We start from the raw sequence: 21,917 nt of genomic DNA on the forward strand, positions 1-21,917 counted from the left end.
TAAAAACACCTCACAATTTAACTTCAATAACACACTTGTTCGACCCGCTGCTGATCTTTTCGGTTATCTGAAAGTCCGCATTGAGCGATTGTACTATCAGATCTCTGCCTAGAGAATTGCATATTATCCTGTTGTTTGTCTTTGCCAGATCGTAGAATATGCAGTTATGCCTTGATATAATTACCCTGTCGCTGTACACATCAAGCGTAGCATTGTAACCGAGAACATTAAGCATTGAAACGTACTCCTGCAGCTTCTTTATCTTCTCATCCCTGGGCTTGTCACGGAGATCCTCGGCAAGCCATCCGGTATCGGATATCATCCTGGAGGCGATCCTCTCAAGTATTGCGTTCATTTGTTCTGTGCCAAGTACCTTTTCCGTCTCATCCAGCAGCAGCTTTGCAAAATCTATGTACTTTTTGGGAAACAGTGAAATACCTTTATCCGTCAGCTTGTAAAACTTTTTTGGCCTGCCAGCACCACCACTCTGGAAATATGAAGAAACGTATCCACGCATCTCAAGATATTCGAGATGTTCCTTGACTGCTGTCTTGTTTATGCCCAGAATCTCCGAGAGATCATCGACGCTCCTGTCCTTAACATTTAAGCTCTCCAGTATGGTCGTCTTCGTTGTCCCCAGGATGTCGTCGTATATCATATGATAAGTAATGCGTAATGATTATTTAAATTTAGTCAATTTAGACACAAAAAAGTGTTTAAATAGTATTAAGATATATTCCTACGATAGCTTATGATACTTGAGATCAGAAACCTCTCTGCATCAGTTGAGGATAAACAGATACTGAAGGATGTCAACCTTAAGATAGGCGGCGGTGAAATACACGCACTGATGGGCCCGAATGGGGCCGGAAAGAGCACACTTGGCAATGTGCTCATAGGGCATCCAGATTACAAAATAACCGGCGGGCAGATAATACTGGATGGTAAGGATATAACGTATGCAACGCCGGAAGAGAGGGCCAGGGCAGGGCTGTTCCTTGCATTCCAAAGCCCCGTGGCAGTTGAGGGTGTCCGCATTTCTACGTTCCTCAGGATAGCCTACAGCCATCTGCATCCTGATGAGAAGATAGTCATTTCGGAGTTCAACAAAAGGATAAAGGAGGCCATGAAGACCGTTGGCCTTGACGAGAGCTTCATATCAAGATCAGTGAATGACGGTTTTTCCGGTGGTGAGAGGAAGAGGTTTGAGATACTGCAGATGCTCATACTGAAACCCAAGATGATAATACTGGATGAGATAGATTCCGGTCTTGACGTGGACGCGCTGAGAATGGTTGCTGAACAGCTGAAGAAGTACTTCAGCAAGGATGTCGGATACCTGATAATAACGCACTACCAGAGGATTCTGAAGGATATAGAACCGCAGTTCGTGCACGTGCTGGTCAACGGCACAATAGCGATAAATGGAGACAAATCGCTGTCGGATAAGATCGAGGAAAATGGATATGACTGGCTTAAGGAGGTGGCATAAATGGAATCAACGTATGTTAATAAGGATGAGGAAATAGATAGACTTATAAACGATCTGAAGTCAAATGGATCCCTGGATTATGGGTTCCATGACAACATAAACCCTGTTTACTCGACCGGAAAGGGTCTGAGCAGGCAGGTTGTAGAGGAGATATCTGAGATAAAGAAGGAACCAGACTGGATGAGGCGCATAAGGCTTCATGCCTACGAGATCTTCATGTCGAAACCAGTTCCCACTTGGGGTCCGGATCTGTCCGGAATAGACTGGGAAAACATGACCTATTACAGCAGGCCGGATGAGGTCAAGGCCACCAACTGGGACGAGGTCCCCAAGGAGATAAAGGATACCTTCGAGAAGCTGGGCGTGCCTGAGATGGAGAGAAAGTACCTTGCGGGTTCCATCGCACAGTACGACAGTGAAGGGATTTACAACAGCATAAAGAAGGAATGGGAGGAGAAGGGCGTTGTCTTCATGGATCTGGATTCAGCGTTGAAGAGGTATCCTGATCTCGTGAAGGAGTACTTCGCAAAGGCAGTCCCGCCAAGCGACAACAAGTTCGCCGCGCTGAACGTAGCCGTATGGAGCGGTGGAGCATTCCTCTATGTGCCAAGGGGCGTACACGTTGACATGCCTCTGCAGACCTACTTCAGGATAAACGGAGAGGCCACCGGTCAGTTCGAGCACACAATTGTCGTTGCGGATGAGGGATCAAGCGTGCACTACCTTGAAGGATGCACGGCCCCAGTTTATTCCAAGGATTCCCTGCATGCCGCCATAGTCGAATACTATGTAATGAAGAATGCACACGGAAGGTATACGAGCGTACAGAACTGGTCAAACAGCGTTTACAACATGCCGACGAAGCGTGCATGGGTAGAGGAGAACGGGAACATGGAATGGGTAGGCGGTTCCCTCGGTTCAAAGGTTACGATGATATATCCGTCATCGTATCTGCGTGGAAGAAACGCTACCACTTCGAACCTGAACATAGCCCTTGCCGGTCCCGGCACAGTTAAGGATACAGGAGCGAAGGCCATACACATGGCTCCAAATACAAGCTCAAAGATCATAGCAAAGAGCGTTTCGCTCGGCGATGGAAAATCCATATACCGCGGCCTTGTGAGGATAAACAAGGATGCAGTGAATGCAAAGAGCCATGTTCAGTGCGATGCTCTGTTGATAAACGATGAATCGGTATCCTACACCATGCCGCATGACGAAATATACGAGCCAACAGCCAACTTCACCCATGAAGCAACCGTAGGCAAGATCGGCACTGAAGAACTGACGTACCTGAGATCACGCGGGCTCTCTGAGGATGAGGCAAGTTCGCTGATCGTCTTGGGTTTCCTCGATGACGTCATGAAGGAGATACCCATGGAGTTCGCAGTGGAAATGAACAGGCTGGTAAAACTTGAAATGAGCAAGATGGGTGCTGTGGGATGATCGAGCAGATACGCGACATGATAAACGATCGTGGATACGATCGCCTGCACGAGTACAGGCAGGAGAACTTCATACAGTTCATGAAGACGCCACCGCAGACCTGGAAGGAGAGCCCAACCAGGATGAGGTACGTCGAATTCACCGATGAATTCGTTGAGAAGATGGTGCTCGGAAAACAGGAGGCTAGCAACGGAGATTACAGGAGATCGGATGAGGACGTGGCAATCGTCAACGGCCGGGTTCACGTGTACGACACTAAGGGACTAATAGTTTCATCGATCAGGGATGCTGAGGAGACGCACCCCTCCATCCTTTACGATTTTGCGGGTAAAGAATACGTGTACGATCGTTACGAGTTTCTCATAAACGCAGGTTTCCATGACGGTCTTTTCCTCTATGTTCCCAAGGGCGTCTCTGCTTCCATAAACATAGAGGATTACGCTTCCTCAACATCCTCGTTTGCCGCAAAGAATATGATAATAGTGGATGAAGGATCGAAGATCAACGTTTTCAGGAGAATATCAGGCAGCGGTACAGGCAATGGGTATCAGGGCGACAATACGTATATATTCCTGGGCAAGAACGCATCAATAGAGTACAACCAGGTGCAGGACAGGCCAAAGACAGTGGAGGGCCTCCAATTCATAAGGACGTTCATGGACGATTACTCCTCAGCGAGAATATACCATGCTGAGAACGGATACGACAGATCGATCATCGTGACGGAATCGTATCAGTATGGAAATGGAACGAACTACCAGGTCAGGGGTGTAAGCTTCACCAGATCGCTGCAGCAGATGGATCTCAGGGATAACACGATACAGATAGGTACGCACACCGTTGCTGACATATACATTAGGGGAATTGTAAGGGATAGGAGCCTGACCATGCAGCGTGGGAACATAGACATAAGGGAGCAGGCGAGGCATGCCGAGGGTTACTACGATACAAGGATACTGCTGCTTTCTAAGGATGCCTTTGCGAACACTAAACCGGCGCTGCTTATAAACAACAATGACGTGAGATCGAAGCACGCATCTGCTATAAGCAACATAGACGATATATCCCTGTTCTATCTGCGTTCCAGGGGTATCGATGAGGATACTGCGAAGAACATGATAGTGGAAGGTTTCACGGAGCATGTGGTTGAAGGATCCGATGAAAGGCTTAAGGAGGCCGTTGTCAGGTTCTCCGGCCTCTGATTCATTCTTTTTTTCTCGATATCTTGTAGATCATCTTCCACTGATCCTCCGTCAGATTTTCAAGATGGTTGAACTGGCCAGCTCCCTTGAGCCATTCACCACCATCAATGGTCACTACCGAACCGTTGATGTATTCGGCCCCATCGGAAACTAGGTAGGCGGCGAGGTTTGCTATTTCATCCATCCTCCCAGGCCTCTTCAGCGGGACCCTTTGCACTATGCGATCCTCTATTTCGGGGATAGGGAAGAGATTCTTTCTCGTTGCTTCCGTTGGAAACGGGCCAGGTGCTATGGCCACATGCCTGATTCCATACTTAGCCCATTCCACGGCAAGGGATCTTACCAGTGCGAGAACTCCGGCCTTCGCAGCTGCAGACGGAACAACGTAGCCGGATCCGGTCCATGCATAGGTCGTTACGATGTCAAGGACCACACCATGCTGGCCATTCCTGATCCACCGCTTGCCAAGTTCAAGCGTCATATACACTGTACCATGAAGTACAATGCCTATGACGGCGTCGAAAGCATGCGGGGATAGCTTCTCAGTTGGTGAGACGAAATTTCCGGCCGCATTGTTAACCAGGACGTCAATTTTACCGAAACGATCCATGAAGTGATCGACGGTTTCAGAAACCTGGGTAGGATCTCTTACGTCACAGCGATGAGAATCTGCGTCGATCCCAGCCTCCTTGAATTTGAATACAGCATCAGCCAGTACATTTTCCCTGCGCCCGCATATGGCTATGGATGCACCTAGCTCACCATACCGCTTTCCTATGCTGAAACCTATTCCTGTGCCTCCTCCAGTTACGAGTGCGATCTTTCCCTCGAGCAAATTTCTTTCAAACATCCCATGAATATCTGCGCGAGATTATAAAGAAGTTATTTACTTGCGAGATCGCCGTGATATAGTCTTAATAGACAGAACGTGAATCAACGTTTAAAGATTTAAATAGATTCAATTTGAGAACAACGCAGAAAGGGAATCCGGGAAAGATCTTGTTCGTTCGAGAAGATCGCTGATCTTCACTCTGACCTGTGAAGTACTGTCCCTTTCTCTTATTGTTACGGTTTCATCATCCTTTGTCTGGTAATCAACCGTCACGCAGAAAGGAGTACCTATTTCGTCCTGTCTTGCGTATCTCCTGCCTATATTCCCACTGTCATCATAGAATATGAATGGATCTATATTTTTCATCTTTTCAAAAAGATCCTTTGCTATCTTATCCAGATCATCCCTTTTCTGGAGTGGGAAGATGGCCATGTGGATGGGCGAGATATGTGGATCGAGGCGAAGAACCTTGTACCCGTTTTCCCTTCTATAGTATGAGGAATCCATTATAGTAAGAAGTATACGGTCAAGGCCGTAGGAGGGTTCTACGACTTTCGGTGTCCTGCCATCTATCTGAAAGTTTTCTCCGGAAAACTGCTGATGTCTTCCAAGATCGTATGTTCCGCGATCTGATACACCGACTATCTCGGTCCAATCACCATCAAGGAGATATTCAAAATCCCATGTCTCTGACGAATAGTGTGCTCTTTCTCCTGGATCATGCTCCCTTGCCCTTATGTGATCCGGTTGGAACCCGAGCTTCAGGAGTATTTCATATGTTTTGTTGAGGAAATAGGCCATAACCCTGTTGCCTATAATTCCGGATCTAAGGGCATCGGAGACCTTCATCTTCAAAAGATCTCCAGTGTTCCTCAGCATGTTAAGTTCAACGCTAGAATCAGGGATGGGGAAGTCATCGTTTTCAATGTAGAAGACTTCAACTTCAGCCTGGGAAAATTCCCTCATTCTTATCAATGCCTGTCTCGGGGAAATCTCGTTTCTGAACCCCTTACCCACCTGGCAAACTATGATCGGCATTGAGTTTCTGGCGTAATTATAAAGATTCTTGAAGTTTATGAATATGCCCTGTGCCGTTTCCGGACGCAGGTAGAGATCGTTGGATCCGACACGGAACATAAGGTTGAAATCATATGGATTCTTCAGCTTTTCCCCGCACTTCGGGCACTTTACATCGTATTTTTCAAGTATTGCGGCGGCTTCATCAACTGTCTTCGCTATCTCATTGATACCAAGGCTTTTTATCAGGCTTTCAAATTTGTAAGGCGTTCCGCATTTGCTGCATTTCACAGCTATATCTGAGAATTTTTCCAGGTGTCCTGAGGCCCTGAATACGTCTGCAGGCGATATCACAGGGGTATCTAGGAATATTGCACCCTCACGTGCGTATTCCCTTTTCCATGCGGCTATTATGTTGTCCTTCAGGAGAGTACCCAGAGGCCCATAATCGTAGAAACCAGAAGAACCGCCGTATATCATGTACGAAGGCCAGAAGAAGCCTCTCCTCTTTGCCAGCTCGATAACGTCATCGAAGCTCATTGAAACACACCCAGCATTTCGATATCGTACAGCATGCCGTATATACCATGCGAGTCATCCAGCACAGGGAGCTGGTTGTAGTTGTACTTTATCATGAGCTCTGCGGCTGTGGATAGTTTATCGTTAGCATAGACAACGGTTGGATTCTTTACCATTATTTCATCCGCAGAGATCTTTGGAAGCTTTATGTCCGCTCGTTCTACAACGTATTTGAACACGTTGCGGAGGCCGGTCCATGACCAGGGATCTTCATCGTCAGCTATGCCCATTTCGCTCAGTATTGAATCAAACTTCAGGTCGATCCTGTCGAATATATCCCTGTCGACCAGCAACCCCACGAAGGTTCCGTTGTCATCTATCACAGGAAATGAGAATATCCCTGAAACGTTCATCACAGTGAGTATTGCGGGAAGCGGTGTTTTATACCATATCGGAACGCTTGTTTCTTTCATTACTTCCTTTACCTTCACATTTCCATAATTTTCCTTTATCGTTTTCATGAAGTTCTGTGGTGTGAGTATGCCTTTGACATGTCCATCTCTGTCTACGACGGTCAGATGCCTCTTCTTCTGTGCCAGCATTTCAAGCGCTGCCGTCCTTACTTCATCATCCTCGTACACCGCCTTGGATCTCCTCATTACCATGGCTGTCTGAGTTTCCCGTGGGTTAGCAAATACATCCCGTCTGCTGACAAAACCAGCGTAATGGCCTGACTGATCTGTTATGGGTACGCCAGTCACATTGTATTTTATTAGTACCTTTATGACTTCGTTTATTGAGCTCGGGACGTGGTAGGTTATGGGATCGGGCGTCATTATATCTGATACTTTCATGATGGCGGTGCATTGTTAATCTGGATAAAATTATTTTCCTAAACTAAATGGCATGGTTTTGCATCGAATTAATCATAACCATGATATAACATCACAAAAAAGAAATTTATTCATCTCTGCGATACAGAAATATGGAAGAATATGACGTCATCACGATAGGTGCAGGAGGCGCTGCTTATCCAGCCGCGTTCAGGCTTAAGAGATCAGGTTTCAGCGTTCTCATGATAGATAAGAAGGGCGTGATGTCGGGAAATTGCCTTGCAGAAGGTTGTGTTCCATCTAAAGCTGTGATCGAAACGGTGCATAATCTGGCGAAGATGAGGCATTTCGGTGATTATTCCATAGATTACAGTAAAATCGTCGATCACAAAGACAGTGTCCAGAATATAAGATATGAACAGCATGACCAAGAGCTCAAGGAAGCGGGTCTGAAGATAATTAAGGGTACAGCAAGGATAATAGATGACAATACCGTTGAAGTTTCATCGGATACCGGAACATCAAGATACAGATCATCATCAGCAATAATAATAGCTTCAGGTTCAGAAACCTTTGTGCCCAAGATACCGGGCGCAGAACTTGCCTGGACAAGCGCAGATCTTTATTCGCTGAAGCCAAAGGTGAAGAAACTTCCAAAGAGCATCGCGATAATAGGCGGTGGATACATTGGTATGGAAACGGCTTCATTCATGTCCATACTTGGTGTAAAGGTAACGGTCATAGAGATGCTGGACAGGGTTATGAGCACCATGGATGAAGCCATGGTGGATAAACTTTTACCGCTGCTGCCCAAAATGGATATAAGGACGGCTTCACCTGTTCAGTCGATAGAAAGGAACGGAAGCATGTACCATGTTAATTTCGGCAAAGAAGGTGAGAAAGAATCCATAGAAGTTGAAGCTGTTCTGATGGCAGTTGGAAGGGTTCCTGTATTTCCGGAAGGCATCGACGATCTCGGTATTGAGCACGACAGACACGGAATCAAGGTTAATATGGCGATGCAGACCAACATAAAGAATATTTATGCGACCGGTGATGTCAACGGAATAACGCCGCTCTTCCATGCGGCCAAGAGGCAGTCTTTGGTTGCTGCGAATAACATAATGGCAAACAACGTACCGATTGACTACTTCGATCCGCTTTCAGTACCATTCACAGTGTACACAATACCGCAGATGGCCTACGTTGGAATACTGCCGTCTCAGGCACGGAAGATGGGCATAGAATACCTTGAGACAGATTATCAGATTGAGAAGGATGCGTTGGCGCAGATCAACAACGAGATGTTCGGGGAGATCAGGATCTTCACGGATAAAAGGATGAAGGTTATAGGGGGCTACGTGATAGGGAACGACGCAGGGAACGTTATAAATGAGATTGCACTGGCTGTTTCTAAGGGGCTCAGCTTGAGAGATCTAGCTGAGATGGCACATCAGCACCCAATGACCTTCGAGGGAATAGATTCTGCTGCAAGAAAACTCTACTGAACCCTAAATATTTTTTATTCATAATTAAAATTTTGTGCAGTTCGGAATACTATGATAAATGTGATACAGTAAATGTTGGCCTTGAATGTGTGAGGACAGAAATATTATCATTTTTTTGGGGCTATGTCGTCAGCATATATTCTATTTCTGAAGAGAGATCCGCCAATTATTCCCCCTAGGACGGAAAACAGAGTAAAATCTACTATTATATGGTTCACCAACGGAGATATGGGGGAATTTATCTGGTGCAGCGAATAACTCAAGAACAGATATATGAAACTGTTTCCCGTGGAATTATAAACAGACTGCAGAAAAGAGGGCGGAGCTACTATCGTTATCGTGATCATTATGAAAACCGTTGAAAGTGCGGATATAAGGCTGGCCAGCGCTCCACGTGCTGATCCCTTTGATGCAACGCCAGCAATGAGACCGGATATGAACCACGAAACAGGGCTGATCGTAACCATAGCTATAAGAAAGAGGACACCGGCGGCTGTACCGACGGACAGGCTTCCAGTTCTTGCCAGTAAAGGCATATTCTTTTAACGTTAGCATTTTATTAAGCGTTATGGCGATCATGCAGAGATTTTTGTTCTTTGAAAAGAATCAAACGTCGCCATTCATAGTGTCTGTAGTGGCTTCGCATAGCTGAACAGTCGTTGATCCGTTCATGAGAAAATTATAGATTTGAGGGAAGTAGTAAAACCCAGATATTGAGGCATGATATGCACGGACTTTCCTGATAGAGAAGTTCTTAGTTTTTTATGTATATTCAGGTAGAGGTGGGGCTGGTGCGGTCAGAATTGACGCCTGTGGAGATACCGCCGGCAGGATACCATCATGAATGTATTGATCGCGTGTCGTTGAATCAGGAAGAAGATCCGACGCCTAGTCGGAGTAGATCACTTATGCTTCTCCGCAGAATGGAAAGGCATCGAGCTTAAGAGAACTGGTGAAACGAAGAGGAAGTGAGAAAATATGTACGATACATAGAAATTTATTTATAACGGGTATATGATGCTGAAATAGGTGCACCGCCACGGACGATAGAGACATTTTCTTGATCAGGTTCGGCATAGTTGTGGCAACGTTCTTTTCGCTGGCCCTCTATGCAGGTTCCTTCACATTCATACTCAGGGAAGGGGGTATACCGTTCTATTATCTAGGCGTATTCTTCGCCATAGCCGTTATATTATACCTGATCTTCAATTCTCTTTCACGCGAGTACGTGGGTCGTGCTGGGGATGCCATAATAGTACCGGTATCCATACTGATGGTGGCCGTGGCGTTCGTACTCGTTTACATATCACAGAGCATTCCGATCATTTCCGTTTCTGTTGCCCTTTTCACAGTGTCACTGATTATGTTCTACAATTCCACGGTGAGGAACGAAGTATCCATAAGCACGAATGAGAGGATATTCATGGGCGGTGCAGGGCTAGGTGGCTTTATTGGCCTCATCGTTGCCGGGGTCTTTCCAGGTAAGATGTCTGTCCTTGACTCCTACATGGCCATAATAATGCTTGCGGTAGGTCTTGCCGCCGTATTCGTATTTTTTAGGAGGCCTACCGGCAGGTTCAGCATAGCGGACGCATTCCATGTGTTTGTAAGGCCGTTCAACTCGATGGAGAAGATAAGGACGATTGAAAAGAAGCTTCTCCTGCTTGCCGTATCATTAGATGAGATATTTGTCTGGATAGCCATCGGAGCGTCATTTCCATTCGTCATATCCGCCGGTCTTGGATCGGGCATGTCGAGGCCTGCGGTGATGTTCTCAGTGGCCGCTGCTATCATAATAGGCGCTGCACTTGTATATGTTTTCGAATCATCCAATATACCAGCTACTCCATTTTTCTATCCAGTCAAGGATCTGATTCTTGTAGCAGGCCTTCTTCTGCTGAGCTTTATGTATCCAGCATCATACGTTGCTGGCATGATATTCCTCGCCCTACTTCCCGTGGCCTTCATCGGTTCTGTGCGTTTCCTCAAATCGCAGTTCCCTTCGTCATTCGATTTCAGGCAGATAACATCCTTCTTCAGGAATCCCATAATGGTCATAGCGCCATTGATGGGTTCAATCCTGTGGGCTGTCAGCGGTGCGATGCTATTCCTTACAGCGATGGCCTTTGCCATATTCGCCCTTGTCATTGGGATAATCGTAATAACGAATCCAAAGATATTCAAGGTAAGCGATCCATACGAGACCGCAAATAATTGAAGCCCATTGAAAACGTATATACGACACGGAATCATATCAGGATGATGGTAAACGTAGCTGTTCTCATTAAGCAAATTATAGACATAGACCAGATGAAGACAGACAGCGAAGGAAAGCCAATTCTGACAGGAATCCCCTACAGGCTTGAGAATCTGAGCAAAAATGCCATAGAGGCCGCTGTCAGAATTAAGGAGAAGTACGGAGGGAAGGTCACCGGGATCATATTTGGCACCGAAGCTGGAACCTCTGCCATGAAGGAATCCTATGCGATGGGCGTTGACGAGGGCATCCTCATAACAGGCTACAAGGGCAACAACCCTCAGGTCACGGCAAAGGCCATTTTGAACTACCTAAAACAGATACCTTTCGATCTTGTTATTCTCGGCGACCAGTCAGCCGATTCGTATACAGGAATGCTGCCAGGGCTCATCTCGGCAGGCTTGGGAATTCCTCTCCTTGGTAATGCAAACAATATAGTGGTGGATGGAAAGACCGTTCGGATAACCCAGGTTGGCGAAACAGAAAACGCAGAGATGGAATCGGAAATGCCGGCAGTCGTATCCGTAAAGCAGGAGATAAATGAACCAAGGCTTCCGCCTGTTCTGCAGATCATGGCGGCTGGCAGAAAGCCGATACGCACAGAGAAGTTTGAGGATCTTTCAGCAACGTGAATGTTATCTCTAACCTTGCTCCAAAGAGTGAGAGGAAGAGGAAGGTCTTTGAGAAGGTGGATGAAGGCGTAGCTGAGGTTGTAAAGGTTCTTAAGGAGGAGATAAGATGAAGTTTCTGACAGTATCGGATGATATGAACTTCCTCCGGCAGGTGAACACACTTGTAGCCGGCAAGGGTGATATGGATTCGGTGATCATAGGGGAAGGGGACGCAAAGGGACTCGGATCCAAGGTTCTGTATAGAGCTAAGAAGGGAACGCCATTCGATGCCGTATCTGAGGGCATTCTGAAGATTGCAGGAAATTACGACTACATAGCGATAGGATCCACGGAGGTTGGCAGAGAGATAGCTGGATATCTATCATTTAAGACGGGTTTCTACACTGCAACTGAGATATTCTCGCTGGAGTTCAACGGGCAGAAGGCACACACAAAGAGATTCTTCTATGGTGGAAAAACGGTCATAGAGGAGGAGAGTGATGCCAGGATCCTGACGGTTGCACCGGGTGTTATAGAGGCCAAGGATCTCGGAACTACGCCGGAGATCAGAGATCTGGAGATAGGCCAGAGCAGGATAAAGATAACGAAATTCGTAAGCAAGGCGGGCGGAAGCGTGAGGCTAGAGGACGCAAAGGTCATAGTATCAGTCGGAAGGGGCATAGGCAGCAAGGAGAACATAGCAAAGATTGAACCGCTGGCAAAGGCTCTGAATGGCGAGATCGCAGGATCGAGGCCAGTCTGCATGGACTATGGATGGCTGAGCGAGGACAGGCAGGTAGGTCTCTCAGGCAAGAAAGTTTCTCCGAAAGTCTACATCGCGCTGGGTATTTCAGGCCAGATACAGCACATAGCCGGAATGAGAAATTCGAAAACGGTGATCGCCATAAACAAGGACAAGAATGCACCCATATTCCAGGAATGCGATTATGGGATAGTCGGTGATCTATTCACCGTTGTTCCAAAGATACTGGAACAGCTCAAGCAGTGAAACATAATCGATATTGAACATCCATAATTTTTATTCTTTAATCGTTGTCGCCGTTCGTCTCTGGAAACCGTAGAGATCAATCTGCCAAAATTTATATAATAATCATACGATCATCATTAAATGCAAACTCTAAGGCAGGGCGCTTTTGCGATGGGCTTGACTTTCTGGCAGATCCCCGTCATTCTTGTCCTCCTCATTCCTGCAGGATTCAAATTCATTTCTGATTCATCGAGTCCCATAACCTATGCCGTCGAGGCACTTTGGCTGATGGGCATGCCCATTATTGTAATAGCCCTGGCTGGAGCTTACAAGAGTAGGAACGTGCGTCTATCAGATTTCAGCGGCCATATCGATGAGATGGTTGTTTTTCAGATAGCGTCGATAGCCAGATGGGATGTGGTGAACGCACTTGAAAGGGTTATAAACTCAATAGTTTCATCTGCACCCCGTAATCTCAGGAACTGGTTCATAAACCTGGTGATCGAGGAAAATTCAGAAGCCAGGTCCTACCTCGAGAAAAAATATGGCGGCAGCAACAGAATAAGGATAACGGTTGTCCCGAGGGAATACAGGACGAAGAAGGGAGCTCTGGCAAAGTCAAGGGCCAACCAGTACGCAATAGAGAACCTAAGGGCGCAGGGACTGATATCAAAGAGCACATGGATATACCATTTGGACGATGACACGTCAATAGGCCCGGAGAGCGTTGCTGCCGTGGCTGAGCATATCATGCGTTATGGAGATAAATATTATCTGGCTCAGGGCATACTCTCTTTTCCCCACTTTCTGACGAGAAACTTCATAACAAAGTACGCTGATTCGATGAGGCCGACAGACGACCTCACGAGGTTCTACTTTTTCACGAACGTGATAAAGATGCCGCTGATAGGTCTTCATGGGGAGAACATGCTCGTCCGATCAGATGTGGAGGAGTCAGTTGGCTGGGATAACGGAAATAGGGCCATAGCGGATGACAGCTTCTTTGCCCTGAACTTTGCATATTTGTATCCAGGCCGATCGGCATTCATGCCCGCAATAACCTATGGGTCTTCTCCAACCACCATAAGGGACATGCTGAAGCAGAGGAAGCGCTGGTTCCTCAACGTGTCAAACCTGAGCTTCTACGGCGGCATTCCGATAAAATACAGGGCCTTCATGATATACAGCATAATATTCTGGATCGGGATGGTGGTGCAGAACGTTGTCCCTATCCTCATGGTCCTTCACTTCCTTGGTGTGATACGTATGGCAGTGATAAATCCGGAGGTTCTATTTCTTTGGGCTTTCACGCTTTCATTTTGGATATGGTTTTACATCTCTGGTCTGCGCATCAACAGGGAAGTCTCAGGGATATATCGTGAAAGCCTGATCGATTACGCCATCCTGGTGTTCCTATACATATTTGTGATCTCGCCGCTGGAGATAATTGGAGGCCTGCTTGGTTTCATTAGCTTCCTAAAGAATGAGAGATCCTTCGAAGTTATATCAAAACCCATCTGATTCAGCGTCAAAATCGACCAGATCTCCAAACGTGGATATCAGGGTTGTTGCGTATATGCCTCTGCCGAGGGTGAAATCCATGACGCTGTTAGAAACTGAAAAGTCAACAGGCTTCGCCGATACTATACGCCTGTCGCCGGTGGATGAGAGATGGGGGTATTCCGAATTTCTGAACATGGATCGATCCACATGCTCTTCCTCCAGGATTTTTTTCTCTATTTCTCCGAAATCGCTTTGATCCGGTCCAACCTCTGAACCTATTATTGGCAGCGCCACCCTGAGGCGGTCCCTTTCAATAAGCTGGTTTATCGTGTCCACGTTTACCTCATTAACCTCCACTGGCCTGGACTTATCTGGGTTGAAATACCTGTCCACAGGAAAAGCCGTATCGCCGGGTATGGCCCTGTTTAATCCGTATTTTTCGATCCTGAGGCTAAGCATCCTGTTGAAGAGGTACGATTGGTATGCGTGCACGAACATTATGGATAGGTTTTTTGGGAGGGCGTCAAACGCACCTTTAAAAGTGTGATGCTGTGCATAGTACCCTATTATCGAACGCTCAAACCTGAGGGTTCTAGGAAATTTTTCAAGTGCCCTATTATAGTCAAGCGTCTCTATGAATTCCCTCCTGTAGTCCTCTATATCGTAACGTTCATCGTATAGGTAAAGGCGAACAGCATCTTCGTACCTTCCTGTTACTATGAGCCTCCCGACGTCATGGGTGTTCCTGCGCCTGGATCCGAAGCGCTGCTGGCCGAAGTAATTTGGAAAACCACCGCACTCCATCATCTTCTCGTAACGCTGCTCTATGTAATCGTCCGATGCACCCTGGAACCTTATCCTGAAATGATTCGCTGTAAGATCGCCCAGCCTGAGGTAGTGATCGCTCCTGAATCTATCGATGATCCTGAACCCCTTGAACGCCAACACTGAAACGTCAACGGGTGCATTTATACAGAAATATTGGATCTTTCTGGCACGCTTGTCCTTGGTGCCTGCATACGAGATCCTCTTTCTGCTTATCCTGAGCGCGGATGCGATCTCCTCCACTATTCTGTTGGTATCCCAGTCTATGATCTCGGCCTTTATGATTGTGTATTTGCCGTTGTCGCTTTTCGGAATGTCCGCAACTTCCTCAACCGTGAAATCTTCAGGGTTCTCCTTTATGCGAATCACGGGCCTGGCCCGGTTGCTTTGATCTGCTGACATGGTTGAACTCACAGGTATATTATCTGAAAATTTAACATGTGCAGTGCTTTCACCTCAAGATAGATGTGGATTGCCTTTTTAATTCAAAAATCAGTAAACCTTGACAGTTCTGTAGAGGTTATCCCTCTCCACCGGAACCATGCCAAGATCCCTTATGCTCCTTATTATGATCTCCTTTCTCAGATTTCCAACCTGCTTCCCCGTTGCCGGTATAACACGTTCGTCGTATATGGTTCCACCCCAGTCATTTGATCCGTATATTATGGCAAGCTGCCCCATTTCCACTCCGTTTGTCAGCCATGAACTCTGTATTATCGGCAGATGATAGTTCAGCACTATCCTAGATATTGCGACATTTCTTATGACGTCCTCAGCCTGCGATCTGTATTTCAGTATGCCCTCCCTCTGTAGCTGGGTGTTATCCGGCTCCATGTTCCAGGCTGTGAAAGAAAGGAAACCGTGGTACTTCTTCTGCAGATCTCTTATAGCTATGAGATGGTGCGCCTTGTTTATGCTCTTCTCAATGTGGCCGTACACCATGGTTGCAGAGGTCTTCACACCTATCCTATGCGCCGTTTCCATTATTTCAAGCCACTGTTTTCCGCTTCCGGAGGGCCTTCCAAGTGCTACCCTAATATCCTCGTCTAGTATTTCAGCACCGGCTCCAGGTATGGTTTCCAGTCCAGCATCTCTCAGTACGGATATCGTATCTTCATAGCTCATTCTCGCCTTCCTGGAAATGAAATTTATCTCCGCAGTTGAAAGCCCGTTTATGCCCACATCTGGAAATTCCTTTCTTATTTTCCTGAAAACATCGATGTAGTAATCCAGATCGAGGTTCGGATTGACTCCGCCTTGTATCAGAACCTGCTTTATACCAAGTGGATAGTACTTTCTTATCTCCTCTATTACCTGATCTGGGGTCATGGTATATGCATCGTCTTCCTTTCCAGTTCTGTAGAAGGCGCAGAATTTGCACCTCACGTTGCAGATGTTGGTATAGTTCAGTATTATGTTGGAAACAAATGATACGCGGTTTCCGCTTATTTTCTCCGTGATCTTCCTTGCAAGCTTCCCGAGATCGTTTACGTCCGCCTCATCGTACATGTAAACGATATCGTCTTCGTCTAGATCCTCTCCGCGATCGATCTTCTTTTCGATGGATGAAATGAAATCTGATACTATCACGGTACTCTATTTTTTAATAGTTATTAACATTTGCCAAAGGATGACGATCATGATCGATCCTCTGATCTCATACGCATGCCTCCTATAACCTCCTCATAGGATCTATATAGTAATATGAGCAGTGAGGTGAGCGTCGGCTTGTGTTTGTTTGACCATTCTATGTCCTTGCTCATGTATGCGAGGTGTTTGTCAACCCTATTGCTCCTGCAGTAATTGTTTCCGCGCCTGTAGTTCTGCACGTTTCTTATTATATTCTCCATGGTCTCACGGTCTATGTCTCCAACATCGTACCTTATCTGTGTCATCCTTATCTCTGCATCATAGGTAGCATTCACTATGTCCTCCCTGCTCATCCACTGAGTCTCGTAGTCCAGAAAATCGTACCACGTCTTTCCAGTGTCAAGTATATGGTATATATCCGCAATGGTTCTGGCGAAGACCTTGAATCCGTACATTTCAGATTTTTCATACCAGAGTGATCCGGGATCTACAAAGGGTGCTATGGGCGATATGAATGTGCTGAGTTTCATTTGAGATCCGTTGAAATCCCTCATGAGCTTGCCTGCATATTCAACAGTATCGAGGACGTTCTTGTAGTCCTGGTGCGACAGTCCGATGGAGAAGTAAACGTCGAACTTCTTGGAGCCGTATCTTTCGGCCAGCTTAAGCGATCTCTCAAGATCATCGTTGCTGTAACCGCTCTTGTTCCAGTTGCGTACGTTCTCATCAGAAGTTTCAGGTGATATCTCCATGGAGAAATCAACCACGCTTCTGCTTATCTCCCTGGCGTAGTCCTCGTCGAATGGCTTGAAGTACTCAGTCAGGATAGGTATGTCTATCTTGCGGTCACGAAGGCATTGAAAGAACTTTTCGTAATATTTTGGGCCGGCGAGGGCAAGATCACCCACAACAAAAACAGGTGATCCGAGGATCTCCTGCGAAAGCTCTATTTCATCGACGACCCTGCATGGATCTCTGAACTGGTAGTTGATAGCGAAATTGTTCTTGTAGGAGAAATTGGAACCGCCGCAGAACCCGCAGTTCAGCTGGCATCCGCGCTCTATGAGTGTGAAGCCCTCCGGATTCCTGAGCCAGTCAGCGTAAGGCAGATGGCCTTTCACATCGTGGTATTTTAGGGCGTTCTTCAGCAGAACCTCGTAGTTGAAGAAAACGTTTTCAAGCCCCTTCCTGAAGTCATAGGGCCTTTCCTCCTTTATCATCCCGTTCTCCCTGTGCACAAGCCCGGGTACTTCAGATAATGGTCTGCCTTCAACAATGCTCTCGGCCAGCTTGTATATGCCGTATTCCTGAAAATCTCCGGCAAGGATGAAGTCTATGAAGGGATAGTCACGCATTATCTCCTTCCTGAAGTAGGTGGAGGAATAGCCGCCGAGAACCACATATGAATTTGGATGCAGATTTTTGACGATCCGTGCAAGGTTCAGTGCTCCATGGGTGTGTGGAAGCCAGTGAAGATCGATGCCGTATATCGGAGCCTCCAGATCCTTCAGATAGGATATCGGATCGAATCTTTTTGACTGTACCATTCTAACGGCAACGTTTGCTATCCTAGCGTTGAAGCCATTCTGTACCAGATAATTCAGCATGCTGACGAAGCCGACGGGATACATTTCGAAAACTGGCGTGGAGGGCACCACGTCGCTTATGGGGCCAGGGTCAATGTCTCTCTTTCTGAAATCATAAATGGATGGAGGGTGAATAAAAACAACATCAGCGTTCATAGGTCACAGATAGTCATTTTCCTGCCGTATTTAAGCATTTGTTGATCAATTTTATCCACAAACTTTGTATATTCTGCCACGTGGATGACTCCATCGGATCAGCATCGCCTTCTTCAATGATCCTCGTCATGCTGATCCGTGGCTCCAAGTTTAAATATCAAATGACAATGAGTATAAAATGATCTCCTACGATGTTGATTACTGGGTGGAGAGAGCCAGAACCTCACCCATAACATTCCAAGAGGCCATGGATCTTTCAGGCATGGATGTATTTGATCTGATGAAGATTGCGAACAGGCTTACAGAGATCGATGTTGGAGAAACCGTTACTTATGCAGTTTCTTACAATATCAACTATACAAACTACTGCACCGCAAGCTGCCCAATATGCGCATTCTATGTTCCATACAAGAATAAAAGGTTTGGGAAGGGGTACGAGCTGACGAAGGAGATGATAATGCATGAGGCATACGAGGCAAAGAAGAGGCAGGTGACAGAGGTCCACATTGTCGGTGGCTTCAATCCCGATCTGAGCATAGAATATTATGAGGATATGTTCCGTACAATAAGATCCATAATGCCAGATGTTGCGATAAAGGCTTTTACGATCCCCGAGATAGACTTCATTGCCAGAACCACAGGAAACAGCATAAAGGAAACTGTATCAAGGTTCATGGAAGCCGGTATGAACGCCCACACCGGTGGCGGTGCTGAAATATTCGATCCTGAGGTCAGGAGGATCGTTGCAACTCCTGAGAAGATATCTGGCGAGAAATGGCTGGAGGATGCAAAGATAATACACAAACTTGGCCTGAAGGGAAATTCCACCATGACCTATGGCCATGTTGAGGGGTGGAACCACATAGTGGATCACATGATAAGGATCAGGGACAATCAGATGGAGGTTCCAGGCTTCCTTTCATTCATACCGTTGAAATTCAGCCCAGAGAACACAGCCCTTCTTAAATCGGGAAGGGTCAAGGGCCCTGCACCGGTGGACAAAGATCTGAAGGTCATAGCGCTTGCGAGGATATTGATGGGAGAGGCGATAAGGAACATAAGCGTTTACTGGGTGGCTCTGGGCAAACTTGTGGCGCAGATCGCCATCAATGGTGGCGGCAGCGATCTCGTTGGTACGGCCTATAGTGAGAAGGTATTTGGCGCAACGGACAGGAGGAACCCAACCACAACAGAGGAACTGAACCATCTCGTGAGGCAGGCTGGAAAGATCCCCGCCATAAGGGATACATTCTACAACATAATGGCGTACGCATGATCTCGATAATTGATTTCGCACACAGCGATCCGCTCTATCTTGGATTCGAAGACAGGGCTGGGATCGAGCGTCACAATCCATTCGAGAACCTAGATCTGGTTCTTTCAGGAAAGGCACAGATAGGCATGGTGTCCCTCGTTTCATATCTGGAAAACGAGGATAACCTGCGCCTTTTGAAGACCGCAAACATACACTCCATGGGCAAGACAATTTCAACGCTTCTGATATCGAAGAACGACAGGCTGAAGAAGAGCATCGACGTTGCAGTGACACGGAATACGAAGACTACGGAGCTCTATCTCGATCTCGTGCTCACATCCCTCGGCATCGAACACAGGTTCATGCACACCGATTTCAAGGACGCCGGTGATCTGCTGGGTCTTGCGGATTATGCCCTGCTGAATGGCGATGAGGCACTTGCCGTATACTCGTCCAGGATCCACATAATAATGGATGTGGGAAGTGCGTTTTCGAGGATTTTCCATATTTCGCCTGTATACGCGGTATCCGTTTCGAGGGTATCGGAGAACCCTGACACCTCTCGCCTGGACCGCGCTGTTGTCCGTTCTGCCGCTTTCAGAAACGAATGTGCGCGCGGCCTTTCCCATCGGCTGAATATACCGATGAGCGTTGCTGAGGACTACTACAATACGATAATATACGATTACGATGATCATGTGGAAAAGGCCATAGAATTCATCATAAACGTTCATAAGCAGGCTAGCAGAAACAGGACATCCTCATCGCTGGTAGGATGATCTTTTAAATTTAAAAACAGGCAACATTTATTTATTGGTTTTAACTTCCTTTCGCATGTATAGAGAGAAGTTCACGAAGATAACAGAAGGCTTCACTTTTGATGATGTTCTGCTCATACCAATGCGTACGGCTGTTGAACCAAAGAATGTTGTTGTTTCGTCACGCATAAGCCGGCACATACAGGTCAAGGTTCCAATAGTAAGCTCGCCCATGGACACTGTGACGGAAGATGCAATGGCAATCGCCATGGCCAGATATGGCGCCATAGGCGTAATCCACAGGAACCAGCCACGGGAAAAGGAAGTTGAGATGGTAAAGCGCGTGAAGAGGGAAGAGACCATCATAATACGGGACGTGTACACAATAAGCCCTGAGACGCCAATAGAGGTCGCAAGGACCCTCATGGCAACCAGAAACATAGCCGGACTCCCTGTTGTGAAGGATGATAAGCTCGTCGGCATAGTCACGAAGAGGGACCTGGAGTTCGTGAAGAAGGGCTCATCGGTATCCGACGTCATGGTCAGGGATGTCATCACCGCTCCGGAGAACGTGGATATAGACGAGGCAATAGAGATACTGCATAAGAACAGGATAGAGAAACTGCCGCTCGTTGACAGTTCAGGCCATCTCGTTGGCCTCATAACAGCAAAGGACATCATAACAAGGCAAAAGTTTCCTGATGCTTCGAGGGACAGCGAGGGCCAGCTTATGGTCGGTGCAGCGGTCGGCCCTTTCGATCTGGACAGGGCCGTGGAGGTCGAGAAGGCAGGGGCGGACTTCATAGTCGTTGACACCGCACATGCGGACAACGAGAACGTCCTTTCCTCCCTCAAGAAGATGCGGAAGCAGATATCCGTGGATATCGTTGCCGGGAACATAGCCACGGCGCAGGCTGCCGAGGATCTGATTTCCTGCGACGTGGATGGCCTCAGGGTGGGCATAGGCCCGGGATCCATATGCACGACCAGGATAGTGGCTGGCGTGGGCGTCCCACAGCTCACAGCGATATCGGATGTGGCAGAGGCCGCGAAGGACAGCGGGATACCCGTTATAGCAGACGGAGGCATAAGGTATTCTGGGGATATAGTCAAGGCCATAGCCGCAGGCGCAGATGCGGTGATGCTTGGATCGATGCTGGCAGGCACTGAGGAAAGCCCAGGCCAGGAGATGATAATAAACGGCAGGAAATACAAGGCATACAGGGGCATGGGGTCCATCGGTGCTCTCACAACCGGCCTATCGGACCGATACAGCAAGCTTGGCAACGGTTTCATAGCTGAGGGCGTGGAAGGCGCTGTCCCATACAGGGGCAGGGTTGATGAGGTCCTGTTCCAGCTGGTCGGTGGCCTGCGCACAGGGATGGGGTATGTCGGGGCAGCCACCATAGAGGATCTGAAGAGGAACGGCAAATTTGTGAGGATAACAAATAACGGTCTCAGGGAGAGCCACCCGCACGACATAAGGTTGATAAGCGAACCGCCAAATTACCAGATATCGAATATAAGCCCGTAGGCGAA

Annotated in this window: 19 protein-coding genes; 11 read left to right on the forward strand and 8 right to left on the reverse strand. The window is 47.1% G+C overall.

What is annotated here, in order from left to right:
• Positions 1-10 precede the first annotated feature (10 nt).
• Entirely contained in the window at positions 11-658 is a 648-nt protein-coding gene (locus TA_RS01015) for a helix-turn-helix transcriptional regulator (RefSeq protein WP_010900628.1), read from the reverse strand.
• 93 nt (positions 659-751) lie between these two features.
• On the opposite strand from TA_RS01015, the gene sufC reads away from it, so the two are divergent.
• Genes sufC through sufD form a run of 3 tightly spaced genes read left to right on the forward strand, consistent with a single transcriptional unit; the run spans position 752 to position 4,140 of the window.
• Positions 752-1,492, forward strand: coding sequence for a Fe-S cluster assembly ATPase SufC (gene sufC, locus TA_RS01020; RefSeq protein WP_010900629.1), 741 nt, complete (start codon positions 752-754; stop codon positions 1,490-1,492).
• Entirely contained in the window at positions 1,493-2,938 is a 1,446-nt protein-coding gene (sufB, locus tag TA_RS01025) for a Fe-S cluster assembly protein SufB (protein ID WP_010900630.1), read from the forward strand.
• Positions 2,935-4,140: a Fe-S cluster assembly protein SufD gene (gene sufD, locus TA_RS01030; protein ID WP_156778456.1), complete on the forward strand. Its 1,206-nt coding sequence runs from the start codon at positions 2,935-2,937 to the stop codon at positions 4,138-4,140. Before sufB ends, sufD begins: the two co-directional genes overlap by 4 nt.
• A 1-nt stretch (position 4,141) precedes the next feature.
• Here the strand turns inward: sufD and TA_RS01035 are convergent, their stop codons facing one another.
• From TA_RS01035 to TA_RS01045, 3 genes are all read right to left on the reverse strand, one after another.
• Positions 4,142-4,990, reverse strand: coding sequence for an SDR family oxidoreductase (locus tag TA_RS01035; protein ID WP_010900632.1), 849 nt, complete (start codon positions 4,988-4,990; stop codon positions 4,142-4,144).
• A gap of 108 nt (positions 4,991-5,098) precedes the next feature.
• A complete protein-coding gene (locus TA_RS01040) occupies positions 5,099-6,529 on the reverse strand; it encodes a glycine--tRNA ligase (RefSeq protein ID WP_010900633.1) in 1,431 nt (476 codons plus the stop codon).
• On the reverse strand, positions 6,526-7,362 hold the full coding sequence (locus tag TA_RS01045; protein WP_010900634.1) for a CBS domain-containing protein: 837 nt from the start codon (positions 7,360-7,362) through the stop codon (positions 6,526-6,528). Before TA_RS01045 ends, TA_RS01040 begins: the two co-directional genes overlap by 4 nt.
• 131 nt (positions 7,363-7,493) lie before the next feature.
• Here TA_RS01045 and TA_RS01050 point away from each other — a divergent pair, with 131 nt between their 5' ends.
• Positions 7,494-8,849: a dihydrolipoyl dehydrogenase gene (locus TA_RS01050; RefSeq protein ID WP_010900635.1), complete on the forward strand. Its 1,356-nt coding sequence runs from the start codon at positions 7,494-7,496 to the stop codon at positions 8,847-8,849.
• 107 nt (positions 8,850-8,956) lie between these two features.
• On the opposite strand, the gene TA_RS01055 is transcribed toward TA_RS01050, so the two are convergent.
• Positions 8,957-9,385: a hypothetical protein gene (locus TA_RS01055; RefSeq protein ID WP_010900636.1), complete on the reverse strand. Its 429-nt coding sequence runs from the start codon at positions 9,383-9,385 to the stop codon at positions 8,957-8,959.
• A 524-nt stretch (positions 9,386-9,909) separates the two neighbouring features.
• Between TA_RS01055 and TA_RS01060 the strand changes: the two genes are divergently transcribed.
• The 4 genes from TA_RS01060 (at position 9,910) to TA_RS01075 (ending at position 14,226) form a co-directional block, all read left to right on the forward strand.
• Positions 9,910-11,067 carry an MFS transporter permease gene (locus TA_RS01060; protein WP_241761863.1) on the forward strand — a complete coding sequence of 386 codons (1,158 nt, stop codon included), beginning with the start codon at positions 9,910-9,912 and terminating at the stop codon, positions 11,065-11,067.
• Positions 11,068-11,108: 41 nt separating this feature from the next.
• Positions 11,109-11,738 carry an electron transfer flavoprotein subunit beta/FixA family protein gene (locus TA_RS01065; protein ID WP_241761864.1) on the forward strand — a complete coding sequence of 210 codons (630 nt, stop codon included), beginning with the start codon at positions 11,109-11,111 and terminating at the stop codon, positions 11,736-11,738.
• A 106-nt stretch (positions 11,739-11,844) separates the two neighbouring features.
• Positions 11,845-12,726: an electron transfer flavoprotein subunit alpha/FixB family protein gene (locus tag TA_RS01070; protein WP_010900639.1), complete on the forward strand. Its 882-nt coding sequence runs from the start codon at positions 11,845-11,847 to the stop codon at positions 12,724-12,726.
• Positions 12,727-12,846: 120 nt separating this feature from the next.
• Positions 12,847-14,226 (forward strand): glycosyltransferase family 2 protein, encoded by a 1,380-nt coding sequence (locus TA_RS01075; RefSeq protein WP_010900640.1) that lies wholly within the window; start codon positions 12,847-12,849, stop codon positions 14,224-14,226.
• Here TA_RS01075 and truD read toward each other — a convergent pair.
• The 3 genes from truD to TA_RS01090 form a co-directional block, all read right to left on the reverse strand.
• The gene (truD, locus tag TA_RS01080) at positions 14,212-15,435 is read right to left on the reverse strand and encodes a tRNA pseudouridine(13) synthase TruD (RefSeq protein WP_048161471.1); all 1,224 of its coding nucleotides are present in this window, start codon (positions 15,433-15,435) and stop codon (positions 14,212-14,214) included. The two genes, TA_RS01075 and truD, sit on opposite strands and share 15 nt — an antisense overlap.
• A gap of 90 nt (positions 15,436-15,525) precedes the next feature.
• Positions 15,526-16,623 (reverse strand): cyclic dehypoxanthinyl futalosine synthase, encoded by a 1,098-nt coding sequence (gene mqnC, locus TA_RS01085; protein ID WP_010900642.1) that lies wholly within the window; start codon positions 16,621-16,623, stop codon positions 15,526-15,528.
• Between the two features lie 47 nt (positions 16,624-16,670).
• On the reverse strand, positions 16,671-18,365 hold the full coding sequence (locus TA_RS01090; protein ID WP_048161474.1) for a TIGR04190 family B12-binding domain/radical SAM domain protein: 1,695 nt from the start codon (positions 18,363-18,365) through the stop codon (positions 16,671-16,673).
• Between the two features lie 178 nt (positions 18,366-18,543).
• Between TA_RS01090 and TA_RS01095 the strand changes: the two genes are divergently transcribed.
• From TA_RS01095 to guaB, 3 genes are read left to right on the forward strand one after another with little or no spacing between them, the layout of a single operon-like run.
• Positions 18,544-19,641: a radical SAM protein gene (locus TA_RS01095; protein ID WP_010900644.1), complete on the forward strand. Its 1,098-nt coding sequence runs from the start codon at positions 18,544-18,546 to the stop codon at positions 19,639-19,641.
• Complete coding sequence (locus TA_RS01100) at positions 19,638-20,399, forward strand: menaquinone biosynthetic enzyme MqnA/MqnD family protein (RefSeq protein ID WP_010900645.1); 762 nt, start codon at positions 19,638-19,640, stop codon at positions 20,397-20,399. The genes TA_RS01095 and TA_RS01100 overlap by 4 nt, the downstream gene beginning before the upstream one ends.
• Positions 20,400-20,454: 55 nt before the next feature.
• A complete protein-coding gene (gene guaB, locus TA_RS01105) occupies positions 20,455-21,912 on the forward strand; it encodes an IMP dehydrogenase (protein WP_010900646.1) in 1,458 nt (485 codons plus the stop codon).
• The last annotated feature ends 5 nt before the right edge of the window (positions 21,913-21,917 follow it).

It is taken from the genome of Thermoplasma acidophilum DSM 1728 (genome assembly GCF_000195915.1).
Classification (GTDB): Archaea; Thermoplasmatota; Thermoplasmata; order Thermoplasmatales; family Thermoplasmataceae; genus Thermoplasma; species Thermoplasma acidophilum.